Source organism: Shewanella sairae (genome assembly GCF_023283535.1).
GTDB classification, from domain to species: domain Bacteria; phylum Pseudomonadota; class Gammaproteobacteria; order Enterobacterales; family Shewanellaceae; genus Shewanella; species Shewanella sairae.
The window spans coordinates 1-22757 of record NZ_JAKILT010000057.1; the positions used below are offsets into that span (position 1 = coordinate 1).

16 protein-coding genes are annotated in these 22757 nt (G+C 43.5%); 7 read left to right on the forward strand and 9 right to left on the reverse strand.

Annotated features, from left to right (window positions below; genetic code table 11):
• Positions 1-524: 524 nt before the first annotated feature.
• Positions 525-1544 (reverse strand): erythrose-4-phosphate dehydrogenase, encoded by a 1020-nt coding sequence (epd, locus tag L2748_RS19075; RefSeq protein WP_220778655.1) that lies wholly within the window; start codon positions 1542-1544, stop codon positions 525-527.
• Positions 1545-1759: 215 nt separating this feature from the next.
• Positions 1760-3751 carry a transketolase gene (gene tkt, locus L2748_RS19080; RefSeq protein WP_220778656.1) on the reverse strand — a complete coding sequence of 664 codons (1992 nt, stop codon included), beginning with the start codon at positions 3749-3751 and terminating at the stop codon, positions 1760-1762.
• Positions 3752-4244: 493 nt separating this feature from the next.
• On the opposite strand from tkt, the gene metK reads away from it, so the two are divergent.
• The 4 genes from metK (at position 4245) to L2748_RS19100 (ending at position 8092) form a co-directional block, all read left to right on the forward strand.
• On the forward strand, positions 4245-5399 hold the full coding sequence (gene metK, locus L2748_RS19085; protein WP_220778658.1) for a methionine adenosyltransferase: 1155 nt from the start codon (positions 4245-4247) through the stop codon (positions 5397-5399).
• A 406-nt stretch (positions 5400-5805) separates the two neighbouring features.
• Positions 5806-6276 carry a GNAT family N-acetyltransferase gene (locus L2748_RS19090; RefSeq protein ID WP_246616061.1) on the forward strand — a complete coding sequence of 157 codons (471 nt, stop codon included), beginning with the start codon at positions 5806-5808 and terminating at the stop codon, positions 6274-6276.
• 554 nt (positions 6277-6830) lie between these two features.
• Positions 6831-7076: a hypothetical protein gene (locus L2748_RS19095; protein ID WP_220778660.1), complete on the forward strand. Its 246-nt coding sequence runs from the start codon at positions 6831-6833 to the stop codon at positions 7074-7076.
• 827 nt (positions 7077-7903) lie between these two features.
• Positions 7904-8092, forward strand: a complete 189-nt coding sequence (locus L2748_RS19100) for a hypothetical protein (RefSeq protein WP_248957727.1) — start codon at positions 7904-7906, stop codon at positions 8090-8092.
• 88 nt (positions 8093-8180) lie between these two features.
• On the opposite strand, the gene L2748_RS19105 is transcribed toward L2748_RS19100, so the two are convergent.
• Together L2748_RS19105 and L2748_RS19110 are read right to left on the reverse strand one after the other, a co-directional pair.
• Positions 8181-8876 carry a VC0807 family protein gene (locus tag L2748_RS19105; protein ID WP_220778663.1) on the reverse strand — a complete coding sequence of 232 codons (696 nt, stop codon included), beginning with the start codon at positions 8874-8876 and terminating at the stop codon, positions 8181-8183.
• A gap of 330 nt (positions 8877-9206) precedes the next feature.
• Positions 9207-11885 (reverse strand): TonB-dependent receptor, encoded by a 2679-nt coding sequence (locus tag L2748_RS19110; protein WP_246616062.1) that lies wholly within the window; start codon positions 11883-11885, stop codon positions 9207-9209.
• Positions 11886-12146: 261 nt separating this feature from the next.
• On the opposite strand from L2748_RS19110, the gene L2748_RS19115 reads away from it, so the two are divergent.
• Positions 12147-14261 (forward strand): winged helix-turn-helix domain-containing protein, encoded by a 2115-nt coding sequence (locus tag L2748_RS19115; protein ID WP_220778664.1) that lies wholly within the window; start codon positions 12147-12149, stop codon positions 14259-14261.
• Between the two features lie 65 nt (positions 14262-14326).
• Here L2748_RS19115 and L2748_RS19120 read toward each other — a convergent pair whose 3' ends face one another.
• The gene (locus tag L2748_RS19120) at positions 14327-15637 is read right to left on the reverse strand and encodes a TonB family protein (RefSeq protein WP_246616063.1); all 1311 of its coding nucleotides are present in this window, start codon (positions 15635-15637) and stop codon (positions 14327-14329) included.
• Between the two features lie 477 nt (positions 15638-16114).
• Positions 16115-18691, reverse strand: a complete 2577-nt coding sequence (locus tag L2748_RS19125; protein WP_220778666.1) for a TonB-dependent receptor — start codon at positions 18689-18691, stop codon at positions 16115-16117.
• A gap of 725 nt (positions 18692-19416) precedes the next feature.
• Here L2748_RS19125 and L2748_RS19130 point away from each other — a divergent pair.
• Positions 19417-20109 (forward strand): hypothetical protein, encoded by a 693-nt coding sequence (locus L2748_RS19130; protein ID WP_220778667.1) that lies wholly within the window; start codon positions 19417-19419, stop codon positions 20107-20109.
• Between the two features lie 210 nt (positions 20110-20319).
• Here the strand turns inward: L2748_RS19130 and L2748_RS19135 are convergent, their stop codons facing one another.
• Together L2748_RS19135 and L2748_RS19140 are read right to left on the reverse strand one after the other, a co-directional pair.
• Entirely contained in the window at positions 20320-20670 is a 351-nt protein-coding gene (locus L2748_RS19135) for a hypothetical protein (RefSeq protein ID WP_220778668.1), read from the reverse strand.
• 8 nt (positions 20671-20678) lie between these two features.
• The gene (locus tag L2748_RS19140; protein WP_220778669.1) at positions 20679-21236 is read right to left on the reverse strand and encodes a GNAT family N-acetyltransferase; all 558 of its coding nucleotides are present in this window, start codon (positions 21234-21236) and stop codon (positions 20679-20681) included.
• A 272-nt stretch (positions 21237-21508) separates the two neighbouring features.
• On the opposite strand from L2748_RS19140, the gene L2748_RS19145 reads away from it, so the two are divergent.
• Positions 21509-22450 carry a GGDEF domain-containing protein gene (locus L2748_RS19145; protein ID WP_220778672.1) on the forward strand — a complete coding sequence of 314 codons (942 nt, stop codon included), beginning with the start codon at positions 21509-21511 and terminating at the stop codon, positions 22448-22450.
• A gap of 105 nt (positions 22451-22555) precedes the next feature.
• Here L2748_RS19145 and L2748_RS19150 read toward each other — a convergent pair whose 3' ends face one another.
• On the reverse strand, positions 22556-22720 hold the full coding sequence (locus tag L2748_RS19150; protein WP_308444237.1) for a hypothetical protein: 165 nt from the start codon (positions 22718-22720) through the stop codon (positions 22556-22558).
• Positions 22721-22757: the final 37 nt, after the last annotated feature.

Consider the following 22757-nt stretch of genomic DNA (forward strand, 5'->3'; position numbering starts at 1 on the left):
GCCTCACCCGGCTATACATTACGTAGGTTGGGCTTTAGCCCATCATCAACTGCGCTATTAATAACGACAGCAACGCTATCAACGACGGCATCACTAACAATATCAATGACGATTTCAACGACGGCATAAATGCCGACCTACACATTCTATCTTCAGGCTCACCCGGCTATTCATTACGTAGGTTGGGCTTTAACCCATCATCAGCTGCGCTATTAATAACGACAGCAACGCTATCAACGACGGCATCACTAACGCTATCAACATTGGCATCAACGACGGCATAAATGCCGACCTACACAGCCTCACCCGCCTATACATTATGTAGGTTGGGCTTTAGCCCATCATTAACTGCAATATTAATAACGCTATCAATAACGACATCACTAACAATAACAACGTCGGCATAAATGCCGACCTACACAGCCTCACCCGGCTATACATTAAGTAGGTTGGGCTTTAGCCCATCATCAGCTTAAATATCAATAACGCAATCAACGACGGCATAAATGCCGACCTACAAAAAACTAGGAACTTCTTTTCGCCTTTATCATCTCTAAACTGGTGTCTAGCATACGGTTAGCAAAGCCCCACTCGTTATCGCACCACAGCAATAGCTTCACTAAGTGACCATCGCTAACTCGGGTCTGTGTGCCATCAACAATGCTTGAACGTGGGTCGTGGTTAAAATCACACGACACTAATGGCTCATTGGTAAAGCCGACCACCCCTGAGAACGAGCCTTCTGTGGCTTGCTTAAGTACTCGGTTAACGGTGTCGATATCGACGCGCTTATTTAGCGTCACGGAAAGATCGATTGCAGTCACGTTAATGGTAGGCACCCGTACTGAGATTGCTTCAAACTTGTCTTTCATATGCGGCAAAATGCGCTCAATACCGCGGGCAAGTTTAGTGTCTACTGGAATAATGGATTGTCCAGCTGCGCGAGTACGGCGTAAGTCATCGTGATAGGCATCGATAACTTGCTGGTCATTCATCGCTGAATGAATGGTGGTGATGGCACCACTTTTAACTTCGAAGTGCTTATCGAGCACATCGATGACCGGCACGATACAGTTAGTGGTGCAAGAGGCATTCGACACTATGGTATGTTCGGCTTTAAGTAAATCTTGGTTAACACCATAAACAATGGTGGCATCGACATCACTTGATGATGGATGGCTAATGAGAACTTGCTTGGCGCCGGCTGTTAAGTGCGCTTCACAATCAACCCTATCGTTTATAACCCCAGTTGCCTCGTAGACAATATCAATATCGAGCTCTTTCCAAGGCAGGTTTTCAGGATTGGGTTCGTGCAGGAGTTTAATCGCGTCATCGCCAATAATCATATGTTGATTATCAAGCTTAACTTGGGTGTGAAAACGCCCATGGGTAGTGTCGTATTGAGTTAAATGTAGCATGGCTTCCGGTTTAGCCAGCTCATTTATTGCCACAATCTGAATGCGATCGCGTTTGGCAGACTCATAGACTGCACGAAGAATTGACCGACCAATGCGGCCGTAGCCATTAATAGCGACTCTGATCATGTAAGCTTTTTCATTCCTTTAACTGCCTAGCTATTGATACAACAACGGCCTACCTCAATAGGTAAGCCGTTGTATCATAATTGCTTAACATGCAAAACACGTAAAGCAATATTCTGCATCATAGAGCAATAAGCTAATGCAATGCACCGATTAATCTTCAGGTTTGCCCTTTGATTTGTCAGCCATTGCACCGTTTGCCCTAACACGTGAGTTGCTTATAGACCGTTAACGGTTGCAACTACGTTTTCAACAGTAAAGCCAAAGTGCTTCATCAAGTCGCCGCCTGGAGCTGATTCGCCGAAGGTAGACATACCCACAACAGCGCCACCAAAACCAACATACTTGTGCCAGAAGTCGACGTGAGCAGCTTCAATTGCCACACGCTTAGTCACGCTGCTTGGTAATACCGACTCTTTATAAGCCGCATCTTGCTTGTCAAACTCGTTAGTTGACGGCATAGATACTACGCGAACCTGTTGGCCTTGCTCAGTCAGTGCAGCAGCAGAATCAAGTGCTAGTTGTACTTCAGAACCAGTAGCAATAAGGATTAGCTCTGGCGTGCCAGCGCAATCACTTAGTACATAACCACCTTTAGCAACGTTAGCTAACTGCTCAGCAGTACGTGCTTGTGCAGGTAGGTTTTGACGGCTGAAGATTAGCGATGTTGGCGCTGTACGGCGCTCAATAGCATTCTTCCAAGATACAGCTGTTTCAGCCGCATCACATGGACGCCATACGTTCATGTTTGGTGTCATACGTAGGTTAGCAAGTTGCTCAACAGGCTGGTGAGTTGGACCATCTTCACCTTGACCAATAGAGTCATGGGTGTAAACGAAGATGTTCTGGATGCCCATCAATGCAGACATACGTACTGCGTTACGTGCGTATTCCATGAACATCATGAAAGTTGCGCCGTAGTTGATGAAACCACCGTGTAGAGAAGCACCGTTCATGATACCGCTCATACCGAATTCACGTACACCGTAATAGATGTAGTTACCAGCTGGATCGTCTTGAATACCTTTAGAGCCAGACCAAAGCGTTAGGTTAGAACCGGCTAGATCTGCAGATCCACCTAGCATTTCAGGTAAGATTGCACCAAATGCACCAATCGCATTTTGTGAAGCCTTACGGCTCGCAATACCTTCTGCTTTATCTTGGCACTCTTGTACGAAAGCTTGGGCTTTTTCTTCGAAATCTGCTGGTAAGTCACCCGTAATAACACGGCGCTTGTATTCAGCAGCTAGTTCTGGGAATGCAGCTTCATAAGCAGCGAACTTGTCGTTCCAGCTTGCTTCGTTAGCAGCGCCAGACTCTTTAGCATCCCAACCCGCGTATACGTTTTCTGGGATTTCGAATGCGCCGTGGTTCCAACCAAGGAATTCACGTGCCGCAGCGATTTCAGCATCACCTAGTGGTGCGCCGTGACAATCGTGGCTGCCAGACTTGTTTGGTGAACCAAAACCAATCGTGGTTTTGCAGCAAATCATTGTTGGTTTGTTAGTGACTGACTTAGCTTCTTCGATAGCCGCGCGGATCGCGTCGCTGTCGTGGCCGTCTACGTTAGCAATTACATGCCAGCCGTATGACTCGAAACGCTTAGGCGTATCGTCAGTGAACCAACCTTCTACGTGACCGTCGATAGAGATACCGTTGTCATCCCAGAATGCGATTAGCTTGCCTAAACCTAACGTGCCCGCTAATGAACATGCTTCATGAGAGATACCTTCCATTAGACAGCCATCGCCTAGGAAGCAGTATGTGAAGTGATCAACAATGTCATGACCTGGCTGGTTAAACTGTGCAGCCAATGTCTTTTCAGCAATCGCCATACCCACAGCGTTACTGATACCAGCGCCTAGTGGGCCTGTGGTCGTTTCAACACCTGGTGTGTAACCGTATTCTGGGTGACCTGGTGTTTTAGAGTGAAGCTGACGGAAGTTTTTCAATTCTTCGATAGGCAGTGCGTAACCAGTAAGGTGTAGCAAAGAGTAAATAAGCATAGAGCCATGACCGTTAGAAAGTATAAAGCGGTCACGATCAACCCACTCAGGGTTGTTTGGGTTGTGCTTTAGGAAATCGTTCCATAGCACTTCAGCAATATCAGCCATCCCCATTGGTGCACCTGGGTGACCTGAATTGGCTTTTTGAACAGCATCCATGGTCAATGCGCGGATTGCGTTTGCGAGTTCTTTACGAGATGACATGCTCTCTCCTGCTTGGTTTTGAGGTTTTGAGGCTTAGATTGAGTGAAAGGCCGTAACTTTATAGTTACTCTTCCGTTCACACACAAATTAGGGAGCCATATTTTCGCCTACTAGCCAGTAGGACGCAAATTTAATTCGCCTAGAATGAGAAAAATTGGCACTTACAACCATTAGATACAAAATTAGCTCAGCAAATAATCGAGCTAAAACATCAATTAAGCCGCATCAGAGTCGGCAAGTTTAGCCCCAAAGGTAAATTTTTATCTTTTTTTAATCAGAACACTGGCAATTAAAGCCTAAAAATCCTGTTAAGTTACAGAGTGATAAATAGAATCATAAATACTATTCATGAAGCACCTATAAAATAAATAGCGCGAGAGACCGCACAAAATTTAGCGAAGGGGGTGTTATCAACGCCGTTTTACACTAGAATAGCCGTCTAGATGTAGATACTTCTACACATTCGAATTGTTTAAAGACGAGATTTTCCATCATGGCAAAGCACTTGTTCACCTCTGAGTCGGTCTCAGAAGGTCATCCAGATAAAATCGCCGATCAGATTTCTGATGCGGTACTAGACGCAATTTTGGAGCAAGATCCAAAAGCTCGTGTAGCATGCGAAACTTATGTCAAAACTGGCATGGTTATGGTTGGCGGCGAAGTTACTACTTCTGCTTGGGTTGATATCGAAGAGATCACCCGTAAGACTGTACGTGACATCGGCTACACTCACTCAGATATGGGTTTTGACGCTGATTCTTGCGCCATCCTAAACGTGATTGGTAAGCAGTCTCCAGACATCAACCAAGGTGTTGACCGTGCTGACCCTAAAGAGCAAGGCGCTGGTGACCAAGGTCTAATGTTTGGTTATGCCAACAACGAAACCGACGTGTTCATGCCTGCCCCTATCACTTACTCGCACATGCTAGTAAAGCGTCAGTCTGAAGTACGTAAAGACAAAACTTTGCCTTGGTTACGTCCAGATGCGAAAAGTCAGGTGACTTTTGCTTATAACAGTGACGGTAGCGTTGCTGGTATCGATGCAGTTGTTCTATCTACGCAACATAGCGAAGACGTAACACAAGCAGACCTAATTGAAGGTGTAATGGAAACCATCATCAAGCCAGTATTACCGGCTAAGTGGTTATCTAAAGACACTAAATACTTCATCAACCCAACTGGCCGTTTTGTTATCGGTGGTCCAGTAGGTGACTGTGGTCTAACAGGTCGTAAGATCATCGTTGATACATACGGTGGTATGGCTCGTCACGGTGGTGGTGCTTTCTCTGGTAAAGATCCATCAAAAGTTGACCGTAGTGCAGCATACGCAGCACGTTACGTTGCTAAAAACATCGTTGCAGCTGGCCTAGCTGACCGTTGTGAGATCCAAGTGTCTTACGCAATTGGTGTTGCAGAGCCAACATCAATCAGCATCGAAACGTTCGGTACTGCTAAAGTTGCTGAAGAGCTACTAATCGATCTAGTACGTCGTCACTTCGACCTACGCCCATACGGTCTAACAGAAATGTTGAACCTAGCTCGTCCAATCTACCAAGCGACTGCAGCATACGGTCACTTTGGTCGTAACGAGTTCCCTTGGGAAGCAACAGACAAAGTTGACGCACTACGCGCTGACGCAGGTCTATAATCGTTATCGATTAATTCGGCGTTGCTGGTTCAACGCCCATAAAAACCGCCAACAGGCGGTTTTTTTATGTCTGGAACATTTATGACGATTTACCATGGATGCTCCTAGCTTGGTTAGATATATGGAACCAAGTAAGTAACTTTATCTATTGTGGTTCCAATTGCCTGCGGCAAGCGTATGTGCAGATACTGCTTAGGCTCGCTACAAGCACGTCCCTGTGAGCTCAACGAAAACATCCCTGTTTTCGATGGCCTAATCCGCATCTACACTAGGTTTCAGACGCAACCATTTCGCTCCTTAGTACTGATTAAGAATAATTCGATTATTCCAGTCATCTACAACTAGCTGTAACTCCACTTTGGTGCGACAATTTTGCTTTGAAGACTAAACCAAAACCATTTTGTTTATGACAACTGCAATAAATACAAAGCTGCAATTAACTTGGTTAGCGCCTGACGAGCGTATCGAGGTGAAGAAGTTCTACCGCCAGCATATGCCTTATGCACGCTTGTTGCAGAAAGAGTCTGTCTGTGTGTTAACGCAAGAAGACAGTACTTTCGCTAACTGCACCGACATAGCGTCATCAAAAATAGTCGCTAGTGCACGTATTCGGCCTATTGGACAGTTAGCCATTTTAACTGGCATGCTGGTGCATCCAGATTTTCGTGGCCAAGGTGTGGGTCATCAATTGATGGATGAACTGGCATCCGTTATTTGTGATGGCAAAACTTATATTTTTGCTTTAGCGCATTTGGAAAGGTTTTATGCGAAACATGGATTTTGCGCTGTGGCATCAGCGCCGAATGATATTCAGCAGTTGTTTCTCAAGTATCAGAGTGATAGTGAAAGGTTGGTGTTAATGGGATTAACCCCATAAATCCTTTTTAGTTAGACTGCGTCTAACAACTAGCCCAATCAAGCTCCGCTTGATAAAGGTCGTGAGCTTCCAGCTCACACTCGGGCAAGAGAGAAACAAAAATAAACAGCTCCCTCCTCTTGGCTAATTCATTCATAAAGAGTCCCAGCCGCCCCTACGAAGTTACATGCATTAGATACGGCCTCATACTTATTCGAAATAACCTAACGCTTCCGATGGGACATCCTGTCCCGCGAAAGCTATGCCCACATCCGTGTGGGCATCACGGTTATTTCTTCAACGTACTTCGGCAACTCCGATGGGGAATAGGTATTTTCTGTAAGTTTCGTTACTCACTTTTTGCTTTATTGGTATTACTTCGAGCCAACATCAATAGCTATGCTCACTTTTCGGTCTTTTGCTCGTTTATCGTGTACGACTCTGGTAGAGTACTTATTAATCAATAACTTTACTTTAAGCGAGCTTAAATAATAGGCTTTTTAAATGTGCATGCTCACTTTGCCAAATATACACGCATGTGCACTATAAAATAGTTAGCACTACAAGGATATGTAATGAAATATGGCCTCATCACCAATATAGCTTTTTTTGCAGCCGTGACTCTAACTGGATGCACTGCAACATCAACCTCAAAGTTTGCTGAAGTAGAAAAAGGGACATCGGACTTTTGTTCAAAATTTAATGGAGTGAATAAAATGGGTAAGGAAATTAAAGTCACAAATTACACCATTAAAGTAGAAGAAGTGGATAGCGCTGGCAATAAAATAGAAAACAATAAAACAGTAACTTGCGACGCATAGTACTACTAACAAGCCATTAAAACGGACTTTTAACAGTTGGCTGTTTTCACTCTGTCCAAAAATTTTAGCCTATAAATAAAAGCCACTTAATGGACGTTAACTCCCTTCACGTTTGCCAAACATTTAGTTTTAATTAAGGAAGAATAAAATATGAATAGTATTAAGTGGTTTAAAAACCCAGAGATGATTGTTGCTCTATCAGCTCTTCTTCTAGGGCTAGTCACCGCTTTTACTTCAATTTATTCAGCATATATTGATCGAGAATATTCCTAAGCATCTGTTTGGCCAAGACTAGAAATATTTAGAAGCTTTAACAGCGATTCATTTAGTTACGGTGTAAATAATAATGGTACTGGCCCAGCTTTGATAAAATATGCAAAAGTTAAAGATTGGCCTAAATATATAAAAACATGGAAGGACATAAAACCATTCCATGCTATTACTCAATCACATATTAGTAATCGCACGTTATCACCTCAAAACAGTATTACTCCACTTTTATACAAAGGAGATAATGCAAAAGCGCTTGTAAGAGCAGATGATTCAATAAGTATAGAACTTTGTTATTGCTCTATTTACGAAGAGTGCTGGGTAATTGATAGGAGTAACCGTCCTACACCTGTAGAAGCTTGCTCTATCGACGACGAACAAATGTTCTTGGAATAAACAACCAGCTAATAAGTAAATTAACCAGGTCAAATAATGGAGGCAGAGTAAGCTTTCCACAAGGCTTACAGAAAACGCCTGTTCCCCCATCGGAGTTGCCGAAATGCGGAGATGAAAATGCCGTAGAACCATCATGGATGATGGTTCAGGCTCGGCGGGACATGGATGTCCCATCTGAGCCGTTAGGCAATTTTTATTGGAGCATGAGGAGCAACAACTTCGTAGGGGCGGCTGGGGTGATGCAAGAGGGGGAAGCTGTTGTCCCCCTTTTGCCCGAGTGTGAGCTGGAAGCTCACGACCTTTATCAAGCGGAGCTTGATTGCTTAAGTTCGGCGCAGCCTGATAAGTGACAAGGTCACGACGTTAGTTGTTAGACGCAAGGTCAAGCGCAGCTTGATTGCTACAAAGCGAACCGTCAGACGCAACCTGACACAACCATTATTGGTTTGCCAAAACCTCTTCCAGCTTAAGCCCTGTCAAATCTCGAATCGTGCGCCATAAATAATAAAAAGTGCCCATCATCATCAACATCGATGGCACTGCAATCATTGGGTAACTGTATAAACTCAACTCGCCTAATTGCTCATTAAACTCAGGGGTGCCGGTTGGGCTAGTCACAATCCATTTGGCCAATATGTAATTCATCGTAGCCGAGAACGCAAACGAGCCTGCAACCATATAGGTAGCAGTCATAAGTCGCTTCTCAAATGCCGCCATACAATTGTTCTGTTGTAAACGCTGCATGATCTTATCTACGTCCATCACCGCAGGATTAAAGACCATAGCTTTGATTAATGGCTTAGACGTAAAGGTCGAAATAAGCACTGCAATACCAATAACCGCTGGAATCGCTGCCTCTTTAATTGCTAACCACTTAAGATCAAGTTCCAGTAAACCAATACCGCCGGTTAACAGCACATTGGCTAAACCCAGCAAGGCGATAAAATTAAACTTTTTATACTTTATTAACTCAAATATGCCCCAGCCTAATGGAAAGCTTAACGCCAACATTAAACCGCCACTCGCACCTAGCTGATCATCACCACTTAACTTCATTAAAATAAAAGCGGGGATAAAGACACTCACTAACAGGTCAACCATAGGCCGAGGTTTATGCGTTGATGTACTACTCATGTGTTGTTTTCCAAGCGAAGCATACAAGCTTCGAAAAAATTTAAAGATAAACCAGCGCTGCTTCTATGATCTTAGACTAGCCACTCTATGATGCCAGCATTGATACTAAACCGCGTACAGGGCCGTAAAAATACCTTTTTCTGGCGCTGGTGTCACTCTTGAGTAGTCATTGTTGAGAGTGGAGTTTATCAAACTGCAAAAATTGGACTTGAGTTAGAATCGTGCGCCTGAACGGTGTTCTACGATACTTCAAGCGCAGCAGGCTACAGCAATCGAATATGAAAACTTGGCGACCATTATCACACTCTTATCATACAAAGCCGTCATCCCTTATAGGGATAATCTTACGCCTGCATAAAAACGACGACCGTTACTATAAATCGCAACCGGTGCAAACTCATTACGCTCATAGGTGTAATGGGTTTCATTGGTGAGGTTAATGCCCTCAAATACCAAAGATAAATAAGGCGTGACCGTGAATGACAAATTGGCGTCCCACTGTCCGATATCATCACTGATCTCCTCTCCTACGCCTGTGGCGTAATCAGTACGGAAATTATAAGCCACTCGGCTAGATAACCAGTCATTTTCAAAGTAAGCGGTAAAGTTCACGGTGTGCTCACTGTGCCCTGGTATATTAATGTCTTCACCGGTTTCAATATCTTTACGTTCACCATCAATATAGGTGTAATTAGCAATCACACCTGAACCATAAACTAGCTCTTGTTGCCAGCTAAGCTCTGTGCCCTTAATTGTGCCACCAGCGCCATTTACAGGGCGGTTTATCACCATATCAATCGACTCATAACGCTCATTGCTGCGCTTAATATCGATAAATGACTCTACGTTTTGATGAAATGTTGCTAGCGATAGCAAGGCGCCTTCATCAAAATACCATTCTAAGCTGAGATCAAATTTGCCGGCGCGAAACGGGTCAAGATCTGGATTACCGCCACTGCCCTGTGCTTGAGTGACATTGTAGTTAGTCGATGGCATAAGGTGGTGGTATTCAGGACGAGACATCACTTTTGATGCTGCTGCACGCAGGACTAAGCTATCGCTCAAATCCGTGGCAATATTGATACTGGGTAAAATATCAGTGTAACGCTTATGGCTAGTTGACCACTGATAATTAAAAGGGTCGGTATCGGAGTTTAATTGCTGGTAAGCCCCTGCTTGTTGATCGGTATGCACAAGTCTAATGCCTAAATTACCCCGATAAAAATCACCCGAGAAAACCAGCTTGCCATAGGCCGCATAGCTATTTTCAGCGATATCAAAGCTACTGGGCTTCTCTTCTGTTTGAACAAAGTCCAGCGAGGTAAAGGCACGATTTAATCCATTTATATCTGCAAAGGCATAGTTCTTTAAGGTGTTTTTCGAACCAATCCCCGCTAAATAATCATCAGGAAATGGTGCACTAAAATCTGCTAAGGTCCAATCTAACTGCCCTGCTAGACCGTCTAATCCGCCATTGCGTGAACGATAGCGGCGGTAGTCGCGTGTATGGCGCTTATATTTGGCGCCAAACTGCAGGGCTTGTAACCAAGGAGAGTCAAGGCTCAAACTAAAATCAGCTTGCACAAACAGTTCATCATCTACTGATTTATGACCATCCTTTCTCACTTCTGATATTCCCCAAAGTTTGGCATCTGTGGGCGATACTTGATATTGAGTTTGAATGTCTTCAGCGGCTCGTGTATTAACGCCATAACGAGTATTAGCAGACCACTGAGCAGTAAAGTCACTATCGGTACCGCCACTTGCTCGGGTATAACCTAGCTGATAGCTGTTGTGCCAATAATCAATATCATGCTCAACCATAAGCTGCACTAACGAAGTATTAATACTCGATTTTCGCCAAATAGACTCCATAGCGGTACTACCTGCCGCACTTGAGACAGCGCTGTCATTTTTGAGCGAATCTAAAGGGACTTGACTATAGTTTGCCGCCACCAGCGTTTGCTGCTCAATACGGTAATCCGTTATATGCCCGCCACGTTCATATACTGTGCTAGGTTGCCATAAAAAGTTTTGATTTGAATTATCAGCATCGAGTTGCGAATAAAGGCTGTTTAAACTCAACTGCCAATTGTCGCTTGGCTGATATTGTAACGTCAGCATCGCACTGCTTAATACTCGTTGCTGCTGAAATACCGCACTGCCACCGCCACCAGGACTCCAAATATCGGTATAGTCTGCGGCTTCGGCTTTGGTTAAATGCAAGTTCCCTTGGTTATCTTGATTGTAGTTACGTTCACTCCAGCCCCAAGATTCAAGACCATCACGACGTAAACTACGCTCATTGCGTACCAAAGAGATAAGCGCACCAAAGCGTTTATCCTCACTTAAAGTGTTATAGAGCAATGACAATTGCGGATCGACGTGTTCTGAAAGATCACTATATTGTGCTTGGACTGTGGCGACAAAAAGGTCATCTTCTGTATCTAGAGGTTGTCGAGTTTGAATATCCACTGAGCCACCAAGTGAACCTTCATCATGATCCGCTTCCGGCGCTTTACTGACCACCAGCGACGACACCAATTCTGATGGCAACATAGTGTAATTAAAGCCGCGGTTCGGCTGAGATGAGATCCACCAATCAGCAGACGCTATACTTTGGCCATTGATATAAGTCCGATTTTGGCTCGGAGCCGTTCCTCTGACCCCAATGCGCTCTCCCTCGCCCTGCACTCGGGTTAACGAAACACCCGTCACTCTTTGCAAAGCTTCAGCGACATTTTTATCAGGAAACTTACCAATATCTTCAGCTGTAATAGCATCGACTAGGGTGTCTTGTAGACGCTTTTCATCAATTGATTTAACTAAGCTGCCACGAATGCCACGAATTTGAATATGCTCGAGCGATGTTACAGGCTTGTTGTCAACACCGTCAGTAGAACCAGATATTTTGGGCTTTGATGAGTGCTTATTTTCCGTAGCAGAAATGGCTGTTGGCAAACCAAGCAGTACGCCAGCCATAATGAGAATCTGATTTAATTGCTTCATCCCTGCACCTCAAAATTACCAATTAGAATTGCGTACTGAGACTAGGTGATGCAAGTTACCCAAGGCATAACCCATTTGATAAATATAATTATTTTTTTATTCTAAATTGATTGCTTAGCGCAAGTATTTATTGCACTTAGTCGTTTTACTATATGCGATTCAGTTGATATAGTGCGTTATCTAACCAAGTGCGCGCAGGGATCCATCTTACTCCGTGTTATCCTAATAAACCAATAATTAAAGAACGAAATTGTTAATTTAATGTCAACAGTAGATGCTCAAATAAAAATCAATGACATTGAAGTCGATTTTGTCTCATTGAGGTTACGGTTAGCGGGGCAATGGCGTGCAGTTGAAGCACGTCAAATGGCATTACTTAAGTTACTTGTCGATAATCATGGTAACGCTGTCTCTCGGCAAATGATCATGAATGAGTTATGGCAAGATACGGTTGTGAGTGACAACTCCATTTCACAGGCTATCACCCAATTACGTAAAGCATTAGGCGATGATCAGGAGACGCCTAGGTTTATTCGCACCGTTCCTCGCGTTGGCTACCAATTAATTGCCACTCCGACGCCAATCATCAAAAACTCACCCAGCGACAACACTAAGCCAGCACACATTACTTGGTGGCGATATGGCATTGCTATTGCCTTAGGTGCCCTAAGCTTATTTGCACTGCAGCAGTGGTCATTACCATCGATACCAGACGCTGGGTATCAATACGAATCTCGCCTTACATCGGTTCCTGGGCCTGAGAGCTTTTTGCGTTACTCGCCAAATGGTCGCTATTTGGCTTTTACTCAAATCTCAGATGACCGCAGCCAAATGGATATCGTGGTTTACGATGCTCAAACCCAAGGCGTGCATACCATTAAAAACACTGGTTATAGCGAAGAAGCCCCTGAGTGGTCACCAGATGGTAAGTGGCTACTCTATTATCGTCATGACCCATTAAGTTGCGATATTCGGATTATGTCGGTTTCGCAACCTGTTGAAACTTGGCGACTAAGCCCCGACATGCATATTAGTCAATGCGCCCCCGGATACAGCAGAGCTAAGCTGCACTGGCTTAGTAGCAATGTGCTGTATCACCAAGTTTGGCAAGATAACCGCCCGACATTAGTACGCTCCGTATTGGCGATAACACCAGAGCCCAAATTGGTTAGCCAGCAAACGATTGCAGACTTTTCTCCGCTTACTATAGCGATTGCGCCCAACGAGGAACAAATGCTACTAACAGAACAACTTGCTGGTAGTTTTGTTTTAAAGCGGATAGATCTTACTGACATGAGCAGTCAAATACTGCAAAAGAGCCTGCAAGCATTTTGGGGAGTAACCTGGCACGACAACGACAGTTATTGGATAGGCAATAATGAGTTACGCCTCGTATCATTAAGAGGACATGAGCAAGTCGTACACTTACCTATAGGCTTTATTCCCGATATTGATATTAACCCTAAAACACAGCAGCTCGCTCATGCTGAGGGCTTAGTCAACGTTAACCTCTATGCGTTAACTCGGGAGCCGCATGTTAATAATGGAGGACAACTAAGTCGGCGGTTATCTTCTTCTGCCCGCACAGATATTTTACCTAGTGTGTCAGCCAATGGCGATCAAACTGCCTTTATCTCCTATCAGCGCCGTTCAATGGATGGCTTACGTCACGCGGAAGTTTGGCTTAAACATCGTCATAAAAAAGCGGCAAGTTTGCTGGTTAATTTGCCGGAATCCCTTAACCCTGATTACCTTTTATGGTCGCCAAACGGTGAAAATATCTTGGTGGGAGACAGGCAACAACTTTACCTAATCAATACCTATAGCCGCCATATGGTGCCGATCGTATCTGGCTATCGACAATTAGATAAAATTCGTTGGTCTACTGACGGTAAACAAATCCTTTTTAGTGCAGATACAGAGCAAGGTTGGCAACAATGGCAATATGACTTGCAACTGGCTAGCGTAACCAGTCTCACGCCGTTAAAAGCGAATAAAACAGAACTGGCGAAGCTGCAATCGCTCACTCCTGCATACCTTAACTACACAAGCCAAGTGGCTAATTATCTGAGTAATAACTTAACCGACGAGCTAGCTTATTACGATTTACAACCCTCCATGGCACTGTATCAGCCCGCGATTACACATGACGGGATCTATTATGTTCTTCGTCAAGGGCACAAACTAAAGCTCTACTACTTCGAGTTTGCTAACAAGCAAAATCGGTTGGTCACATTAATTGGTCATTACGAACAAGAAGTCCATTTAAAGCTAACCCTTTCTGCCTCTATGGACGGAAGTTACATTGTATTTGCCAAAGTTGAGCCGGTAGAAACTGATATTTTGCTGCAACGAAAGCTGCCTGCCAGCGACTAATACCAATCAGTGCGAACTGAAAGCCCCCCAAAAATCCTCTAGCGACGCGTTTATTATGAGTAAAGTTATTGCTGCAAGCTATTTAGATAAGCTAGATAGCTAGCTTCGTGCCATTGACGGCTAGTGGCTTGCTCTAATGCTTGTGAGGCAAATTGATAAGCTTGAGATGGCTTAGCTTCAGCGCTTGCTAGCTGGGCGCGAGCTAGCAGTAGATCCGGGTGAGTATCATCAAATTTAGCCGCGCGGTTTATATACTCTTCAGCAAGTGACAACTGCGTATCTGCCACCAGTAATAACGCATAATCACGCATTGCTCGCGGATCGCTTTGCTCTGCTGCAGCTTGTAACCAGCGCTCTGCTTTTGCGTTATCAAACTCACCAAAACGTGGGTCAAACAACTCTCTTGCTAAACGGTACTGAGCCTCTGCAAAACCCGCTTGCGCGGCATATAAGATCCAATTTAAGCCTTTTTCACGATTCGTTTGGGTGTATTCGCCTCGCAATAAGCTGGCACCAAGACGATACTGTGACTCTGGATAACCATTTGTTGCCGATGCCAATAATAAATCGGATGCGGCATGAACTTGCGGCCAGTGATATTTGAGTAAGCGAGTCGCATTATGGTCATCGGCTTGCAGCCAATTGGCAACATAATACTGCACGATGGCATTACCTTGCTCTGCCGACTCAATAAGCCGATTTATCTTACCTTGGTATTCACGCTGCTGTTTGGCAAAACTCTGCTGGTAGCGCTTTCCTTTAAATGTCGTGAAATGATAAATCAAGGAACGATGTCGATCTTTAGAAGCGCTGCCATTAACAATCAAGGGAGCATACCGCCAACGGCGTACCGCATTATAAATTGCCCGATTAAAGGTGTTATTTGGGTAAGCATCGATAATGCTAACATCACGTACCGCGCCACTTTCATCAATATCAAACTCTAACCAAACCCAGCCCTCCTGCCCTTGGTGATAGGCGTCTTCTGGGTATTTAGCATCAACGTAATGTTGTCTAAGTGGTGGCGCACTCTGTTTAGGATCGTAGCGATGCTCACTAAAAATTGGTTGTAACTTTTGAGTGAACTGGGAATAACCATAATCAGTATTTAACGCTTGGTAGGCGGGCTTCAGCTGCGCTTCATCTTTAAGATCTTGTGCAATAAGCTGCGCTGCAGAGCGGGCTTCGTCAATGCCAAAGTCAGCAGCAATGCGGAACCAGGCATAAGCACGAGTTAGATCTTTTTCAACTCCCTGACCATGAAGGTACATCACGCCAATATTAAAAATGGCATCGCGATTACCTAACGCAGCTAATCGGTTAAATTCAATTAGGGCTAACTCGTAGTCAGCATTATTATAATCTTTAGTCGCCAAGAGGAGATCAGCCTTAGCCAAGGGTGACCAATTAAGTATTAGAATAAAACAAAGGGATAGAATTAATCTGATCATGTTGGCAACAGCTAGCTCAAAAAAAGAACCATGGGAAATTAAGGCCTCAATGTCATTTGATTAATATGGATAGACACTCATTTGTCTATGGCAAATATTAATAATTAAACAAGGTGGGTTAACAATTAATATCAGGCTCCCATACTACAACTTGTTACGCCAATGCTGCAAGCTCGGCTTTTTTGTTAACTCCTGTTTTAAAATCTCTTTTTAACACTCTCTTTCAGCATAAAAAATAGAAGTTTTGACCAATATTAGCCAAAACTCCCAGCCGTATAGCGCTATGGAAGGGAACCCGACGCCTTAAGCTAAAATAAGTTGGCTACACGTGTAGGTTTGCAGCCAACAAACTGTGGCCGACCTAACCATCACAGTAATTAGGTCAGCAAAGGGAAGCACAACTTAGAAGTTGAAACGCACGCCGGTAACAAATCGACGCCCATCGGCGTAAACTCCGGTTAGCGCCTGCTCAACATCCTTTTGTTGATAGCTAAATGTTTGCTCATTTGTCAGGTTTACAGCTTCAAATACAATGGCAATACTTTCTGTAATGTTATAGCTAATATTGGCATCTAATTGACCGTAATCGTCAATATAGCCTGGCCAACCTAAGCCCGTGTCATAACCCGTTCGGTAGTTGTATGACAGACGGCCGCTAAAGTCATCTGTTTCATAATAACCACTTAGGTTAACAGTATGCTCAGAGTTACCAGGAATAGTGACATCATTGCCCTCTTGATCTTTGGCTTCGCCATCCACAAAGGTATAGTTCGCTGATACACCAAAGTTTTCAAAGAACTCTTGCTGATAGCCTAGCTCTAACCCTTGAATCGTGCCGCCATTACCATTAACAGGGCGGTTGATCCAAATTTCAGTATTTTCGTGAACCTCTAACGAGCCTTTAGATTCGATAAACGATTGAATGTCTTTATGGAACAACATGGCGGAGAAAATCCCTGCCTCACTAAAGTACCATTCGACACCAAAATCAAATTGAGTCGCTAAATATGGGTCAATATCAGGATTACCACCTGTACCAGTTTGCGTCTCTTTGTTGTATGAGGTTGACGAGGTCATATCAACGTAGTTTGGTCGTGACATGACTCGCGATGCGCTCATACGCAGTAGCAGGTCATCACTTAAATCTACGGCTAAGTTTAAGCTTGGTAGTACTTCAAAATAGTCTTTATCTTGAGTCGTCCAGACTTCGCTACCTGCCGCCCCAGCATAAGCTGATGAAGATTGATTGGTTTGTACTAAACGCACACCAATGTTACCGCGTAACCCTTCAGTGTCGATATCAGCTTTAACGTAAGCGGCATAGATTTTTTCATTGATATCGAAGGTACTGGCTTTTAACGTTCGGTAATCCCAGCCAAGTGCATCCCCTTCTTGACGGATCTGATTTGAGTCTGTGATCGCGTAATCTTTCAACGTCCCGCTTGAACCTTGCTCTTCAAGAAAATCACTCGGCATCGACAAGGAGTAGTCATCAAGGTTCCAACCCAAATCGGTGCGCGGATCAGTTGTTAACTTGGTATTAAAGCGTGAATGATCCCGGTACTTAGCGCCAAACTTAATCTTGCTAAAAATAGCAACTTCGATATCGCGTTCGAAATCCATTTGAGCATAAAACTCATCATCTTTGGCGTCATTACTGTCATAACGTAAAAAGGCTAAATCCCAGTTTTTACCATCTGCTGGATCGGCATCATATTGAGTTTTAATATCTTTAACCGCTGATGCATCAAAGCTATGACGATAGTTACCGCCCCAGCCAACACTTCGGTCAGCTTGAGAACCACCCGTTGCTTCTGTATATCCTAAGTGAGCGCTTGAACTCCAAACATCACCAATATGGTCAATCTTAAAGTCGTAGGACTGAGTGGTAATTTTTGAATTACGCACCTTAGTTTCATCAAGAATATTATCGCCATCTGGTGATAAACCAATATCACCGCCGACAGCCATTGTCCCAACAACTGGGTGGTCAATAAGATCCAGCGAGGTATAGCTAGAACCGCCATAACCAGGCAACCATAGGAAGTTTTGGTTGGTATTATCCGCCTCAAGCGTTGAATCAAGCGCATTAAACGTCAAATCCCATTCATCGGTAGGTCTAAACTGCAGACTTAAGTTAACCCCTGTGCGCACGCGCTCTTGAGTAAACATAGCGCTGCCACCGCCACCGGGACTATAAACGTCCTCATAAACAGTGCCATCTTCTAGCGTTATATCACGATCAGCCCAACTCCAAGCTTCAATCCCGTCACGGCGTAAATTACGCTCTTGACGTACTAATGAAATCAAGGCACCAAATGTCTCTTCATCATTCTTCCAGCTATACATACCCGATAACTGTGGATCGGTTTCCCCTGAAACCTCGCTATATTGCGCTAAAGCTGAGGCTGCAACTTGATTAGCCTCTAGTTCTAACGGCTTACGAGTACGAACAATAACAGTACCACCGATACTGCCTTCATCGATATCTGCTTCAGGAGACTTATACACCTCAAGGCTGGATACAATTTCTGATGGCAGCATGGTGTAATTAAAGCCACGATTAGCCGGTGAATTGGTCCACCAATCTGCAGATGCTACAGCCTGACCGTTAAGTAAGGTTCTATTCTGGCTTTCTGTTGTACCGCGAATACTCACTCGCTCACCTTCACCAAAATTACGGCTAATTGATACACCCGTTATTCGCTGCAATGATTCGGCTACGTTTTGATCAGGAAATTTGCCAATATCTTCTGACGTCACTGCATCAACAACCGAATTGGCGTAACGCTTAGTATTTAGCGACTTAATAACACTGCCGCGAATACCGCTGACCTGTATCGTTTCCATTTCATCAGTATTTGATTTTTCTGTGGCGTTATCTTCTTGCGCAAACACTGCGCCAGGGCTTGTAATCATCCCTATCACTAATGCATGACGTATAGCGCGATGTAAACGGGTGGTAGTGTATCCTTGCATAAACCCTCCAGGTTCCTACCGGTGTCAAAACACCGATGTTGAGTGCACTGGATTTAATGTCTGAATCTTGATGTTAGCCGTTAAAAATGGGCTTCATCACAACCTAAGATTTCATCCCTCAAATCATTATTATTGTGGTAATGGGGTGCTCTCCCCATTTTTTAATTTGATGTTAACGCACACTTCTCTTGCCAATTTGCTGACAAAGCTCTGCATGAAGCGCTAACTTTTCAAGCATATTTGCTTCAAAGCGAACTGGGGTAATGCATGGTGACATACCATCATCGCCGCCCTCTTATTAACCAGTTGTTAACATCGACACTTATCTAATTTGTCTTCGCCTGAAGAGTCTTGAAACTAGGTGAAAAGTTGTGAAAATTGACAAGATAAATACTAAACTACTGTTTTAAATGGATTTAATTAAAGTGTGAAATCATATAAATGTGAGAAAATCTCAGCGCGATTAAATTAGATCTGACGCGTTAGCCAAATAAATCAGCCGAAGAGCCAGCTCTTTGTAGACAAAGTGAATACATGAGATAGCCTTGTTTATGTAAATGTGAGCGGCTGTAATGGGTAAAAGATGTATTGCGAGGTGGCGTATCATTAGATGTGAAGCAAGCAATGTGGGCTCGGGATTGGTCAAGCTTGTTAATTTAAGTCTGATAGACTGCTATTGTAAGCAAACCATAGTAAGAGCACGTTTAACCAAGGAAAGTAAATCAATGAAATGGAAGACAAGTATTAAGGCGTTATCAATTGCGTCCTTCGTCATAGCTCCAATAACACATGCGCAGCAGCCAACAGATATTTTAGGCTTACAACTTCAGATGACGCCTGATGAGGTCATCAAGTTATTAGATATTCAAGCTGGCTCCAAGGTGACAGTTGGCAACATCAACAACCCGACTCCTACCGACTTTACTGCTGCCGCAGTAGAAGTCGCCAATGAATATCAACAAAAGTACTCCTATATTCCTGCAGAGCAACGAAAGCAACTTATTGAGCAAGTACAACAGTTGCGTCTGGGTAATGAAATCAAACAGATTTCCTGCTCAGATAAAGCTTGTGATACTGCATTTTTGAAAGCTAATAATATTATATGGTTTATCGCAAGGTTTACTGATGACGGCAAACTTGGCAACCTATCAGTCCGTCAAAATGTCTCTCGACTGAACGCTCAAACTCAAAAGGGGTTAGAAGATAAATATCATCCTGATGAGATCTGGGGCGATATTTCACAGCACCGCTCAGCCAGTTTAAATCGACTATCAAAAAACGCCGAAAATCTAACGATTAAACTCAAAAACTACCCTAATGAAAAACTCATTGAATATAAGCTTTACGACTATAGCTTGTTTGATGATGTCACCACAAAAGAGCAAGCCTTAATCAGTGAATTCGATAAGCACTTATAGAGATCACCGAGGCTAGTATCTAATGCATGTAACTTAGTGGGACGAATTGGCAGCGTAATACATGAAACGCTGCAGAGGAGACATTATTGTCTCCTCTTTTACCGAGTGCGATATAGAGGCCACAACCTTTATCAAACGCGGCTTAATTGCTTCAATTTAGGCGGCGCCTGATATCCAGAAAAACTGCAAGGTTTGCAGCAACCGTTCTTATCAACAATGGTCAAAATGTGCATTTTCCATGCACATAAACTCAACCTGTTGCATCGACAAGACTGGTGGCTGTAGAACCTGTATCGACTCAGGATTAATGTCATCTAAACTCGCCACTTCATTAAGTGTATTGCCGTATGAGTTGGTCCGCCCGCAATAGATAAAATGCTTATGCCAACGCACTAGGTAAGCCGTTTGTATTTTACCTTCAAAAGTCACTTCCGCTTCTAAGGCATGGCATTCTTGGCCTTGAGCCGTCAGTACTGCAACCACTAGCTTAAGGTTATCAAACCCAGATAAGTTTAATGTTAGGTATGGAGTAAAAATCGTTGCAACTGATTCAGATAACATAAAAATCCTTAGAAAAAACTGTCATTGGTTGGCAAGACTAATAGGTAATAATCTCGCTGCTCGAAACTAATATAATCGACAACTTGCATGCCCGCTTTGCGCGTATGTGCTGCAAAAGAACCTTGATTATCTTCAGCAATAAAAGTCAGCATATAAGACAGTTCGTTGCCGACTTGCTTCTTTAAGAAAGTCACTAAGGCCTCAAATATACCTTTACCACGGTGGTGGCTATCAATCCAAATTGGCCCGTATTGACAGCAATTTTGCTCTGATAATTTTGCGCGTTCGTAATCAAGGCGAGGTAGTCGATTAAGCAGATTACGATAGATAGGCCACTGTTTAAAGAAAGACCAACGCCCAGCAATAACATATCCAACAATGGCCGATTCCACTTCAGCCACAACAACCCAATGTTGATTAATCAATACTGTAAAATCTGCTTTCGAGAAGGATTGGCCTTCTAGAGCATTACCCTTTTGTTCTGTACTAAGCTCATCTTGTACATGTGCTTGTTCCAATGCAGCTAAAGCAGCAACATCGGCTATTTGGGCTCGTCTTATATTCATTTTCTTACTTTAAGTTGTAACAACTGTATTTTAGGTAAAACACTAGATTATTTCGCGAGTATAACGGAACAAGCTGCGCCCTTGATAGATGACAAAGTAATGAGTGAGCAAATTAAATCACTCGTTTACTCCTAAGAGCTCCGATGTGTACTACTTACGCATAAAATAGCAAAAAACCTACATTTTTAACATTCAAATAACCATCAAAAGTTAGTATAGTCGTTTAGTCATCAGGCACGAATAGTGTCTCAGCAATAACCAATGAGCCCAATATGTTAGCCCAAGACAATAACCAAACGGTTTGGTTAAGGGAAAAGGATCATCCCGCGATTAATTTGCCAAGATGGCAACAACAGGTCGATTTAATAAACGACCTTTACCAAGCAAAGAATACCTTAATTATTCAAACCAATGGTGAAGAAGCCCAAACGGTTTGTAGCGCCCCTTTTGACTCAAAGAATTTAATGCTTGATGAAATATTTGAGGCAAAAGGTCTAATTCAATCTATGACTGAAAAAGCCGATTTTGGCGTCATACATTTAACCCCTGCTGAAATAGGTTGTGCTACTAGTGCCGCAGAACGTTTATTGGCAATCCAACTGTCATGGCCAGATGGTCGAGTATTTGGCTGCTTACTTATTTGCGATCCCGCCGCAGAAAACATGACAAATACTCATGCGGCTGTTTGCGGCTCTGTCAAAGCTTTAATTCAAGGTGAATTTAAACAAATGTATATGATGGAGCAACTGCAGAGGTTATCGGTGCAGGATGAGTTTACCTACATGCTCAACCCTTACGGCTTTAACCTAATGGCACCAAGACAATTGAGCTTAAGCCGACGGTTTGGCTCACATGCGGGGTTAATCGTACTAGAAGCTATGCCTTCAAGAGCGAACGCATCAACAGTAATAGGCTCTCAGTTTATACGTACGATAGCCAGAGTGATTTCTGAAAGCATGCGAGAAGCAGATATTTGTGCCAGATTTGATGATAAACAATTTATTATCTTAGCTTTTATCGACAGTGAATCTAATCTAGATACGCTAATAGCCCGCTTACGTAAACGGCTGGTTAGAGAGACACCTGAAATAGATTTAGTTAGTGGTATGTGCTTTTTTAGTCCTGACAGTCAACAGTCGTTAATGCCAATGCAACAAGAGGCGATTGCCGACCTTGAGAAAAATCGTGCTCAGATATTAGCTAGAAGGCGCTAATATCTTGATGCAACCTCACCTCGCGCCGTTAATTAAGCACTAGGTGAGGCTCGCTAACCAATATTAATATTTGCTTTATAAGCGTAATCATTCTTCATGTGTACTTTATTTGCTAGAGTCTTGCGCCTTCGCCCACTGTAAAAACAAGGCGATTGGGAAAGGCGACATGAGCACCATTCCAAGACCTGACAAACTGGCAACCAGCACCATACCGGCAATCTGTTGTGGCCAATCTGATAGAAAATAGATCCCAACAGCTGTCAATAACATGGTTAATCCTAACCAATGCATAATTTTTAGAATATCT

Coding starts and splice junctions, on each gene's coding strand:
- L2748_RS19130 (WP_220778667.1), top strand. CDS start 19,417: ATGAAATGGAAGACAAGTATTAAGGCGTTATCAATTGCGTCCTTCGTC.
- L2748_RS19110 (WP_246616062.1), bottom strand. CDS start 11,885: ATGAAGCAATTAAATCAGATTCTCATTATGGCTGGCGTACTGCTTGGT.
- metK (WP_220778658.1), top strand. CDS start 4,245: ATGGCAAAGCACTTGTTCACCTCTGAGTCGGTCTCAGAAGGTCATCCA.
- L2748_RS19105 (WP_220778663.1), bottom strand. CDS start 8,876: ATGAGTAGTACATCAACGCATAAACCTCGGCCTATGGTTGACCTGTTA.
- L2748_RS19100 (WP_248957727.1), top strand. CDS start 7,904: ATGGATGTCCCATCTGAGCCGTTAGGCAATTTTTATTGGAGCATGAGG.
- L2748_RS19150 (WP_308444237.1), bottom strand. CDS start 22,720: ATGTTATTGACAGCTGTTGGGATCTATTTTCTATCAGATTGGCCACAA.
- L2748_RS19145 (WP_220778672.1), top strand. CDS start 21,509: ATGTTAGCCCAAGACAATAACCAAACGGTTTGGTTAAGGGAAAAGGAT.
- epd (WP_220778655.1), bottom strand. CDS start 1,544: ATGATCAGAGTCGCTATTAATGGCTACGGCCGCATTGGTCGGTCAATT.
- L2748_RS19140 (WP_220778669.1), bottom strand. CDS start 21,236: ATGAATATAAGACGAGCCCAAATAGCCGATGTTGCTGCTTTAGCTGCA.
- tkt (WP_220778656.1), bottom strand. CDS start 3,751: ATGTCATCTCGTAAAGAACTCGCAAACGCAATCCGCGCATTGACCATG.
- L2748_RS19090 (WP_246616061.1), top strand. CDS start 5,806: ATGACAACTGCAATAAATACAAAGCTGCAATTAACTTGGTTAGCGCCT.
- L2748_RS19115 (WP_220778664.1), top strand. CDS start 12,147: ATGTCAACAGTAGATGCTCAAATAAAAATCAATGACATTGAAGTCGAT.
- L2748_RS19125 (WP_220778666.1), bottom strand. CDS start 18,691: ATGCAAGGATACACTACCACCCGTTTACATCGCGCTATACGTCATGCA.
- L2748_RS19135 (WP_220778668.1), bottom strand. CDS start 20,670: ATGTTATCTGAATCAGTTGCAACGATTTTTACTCCATACCTAACATTA.
- L2748_RS19095 (WP_220778660.1), top strand. CDS start 6,831: ATGAAATATGGCCTCATCACCAATATAGCTTTTTTTGCAGCCGTGACT.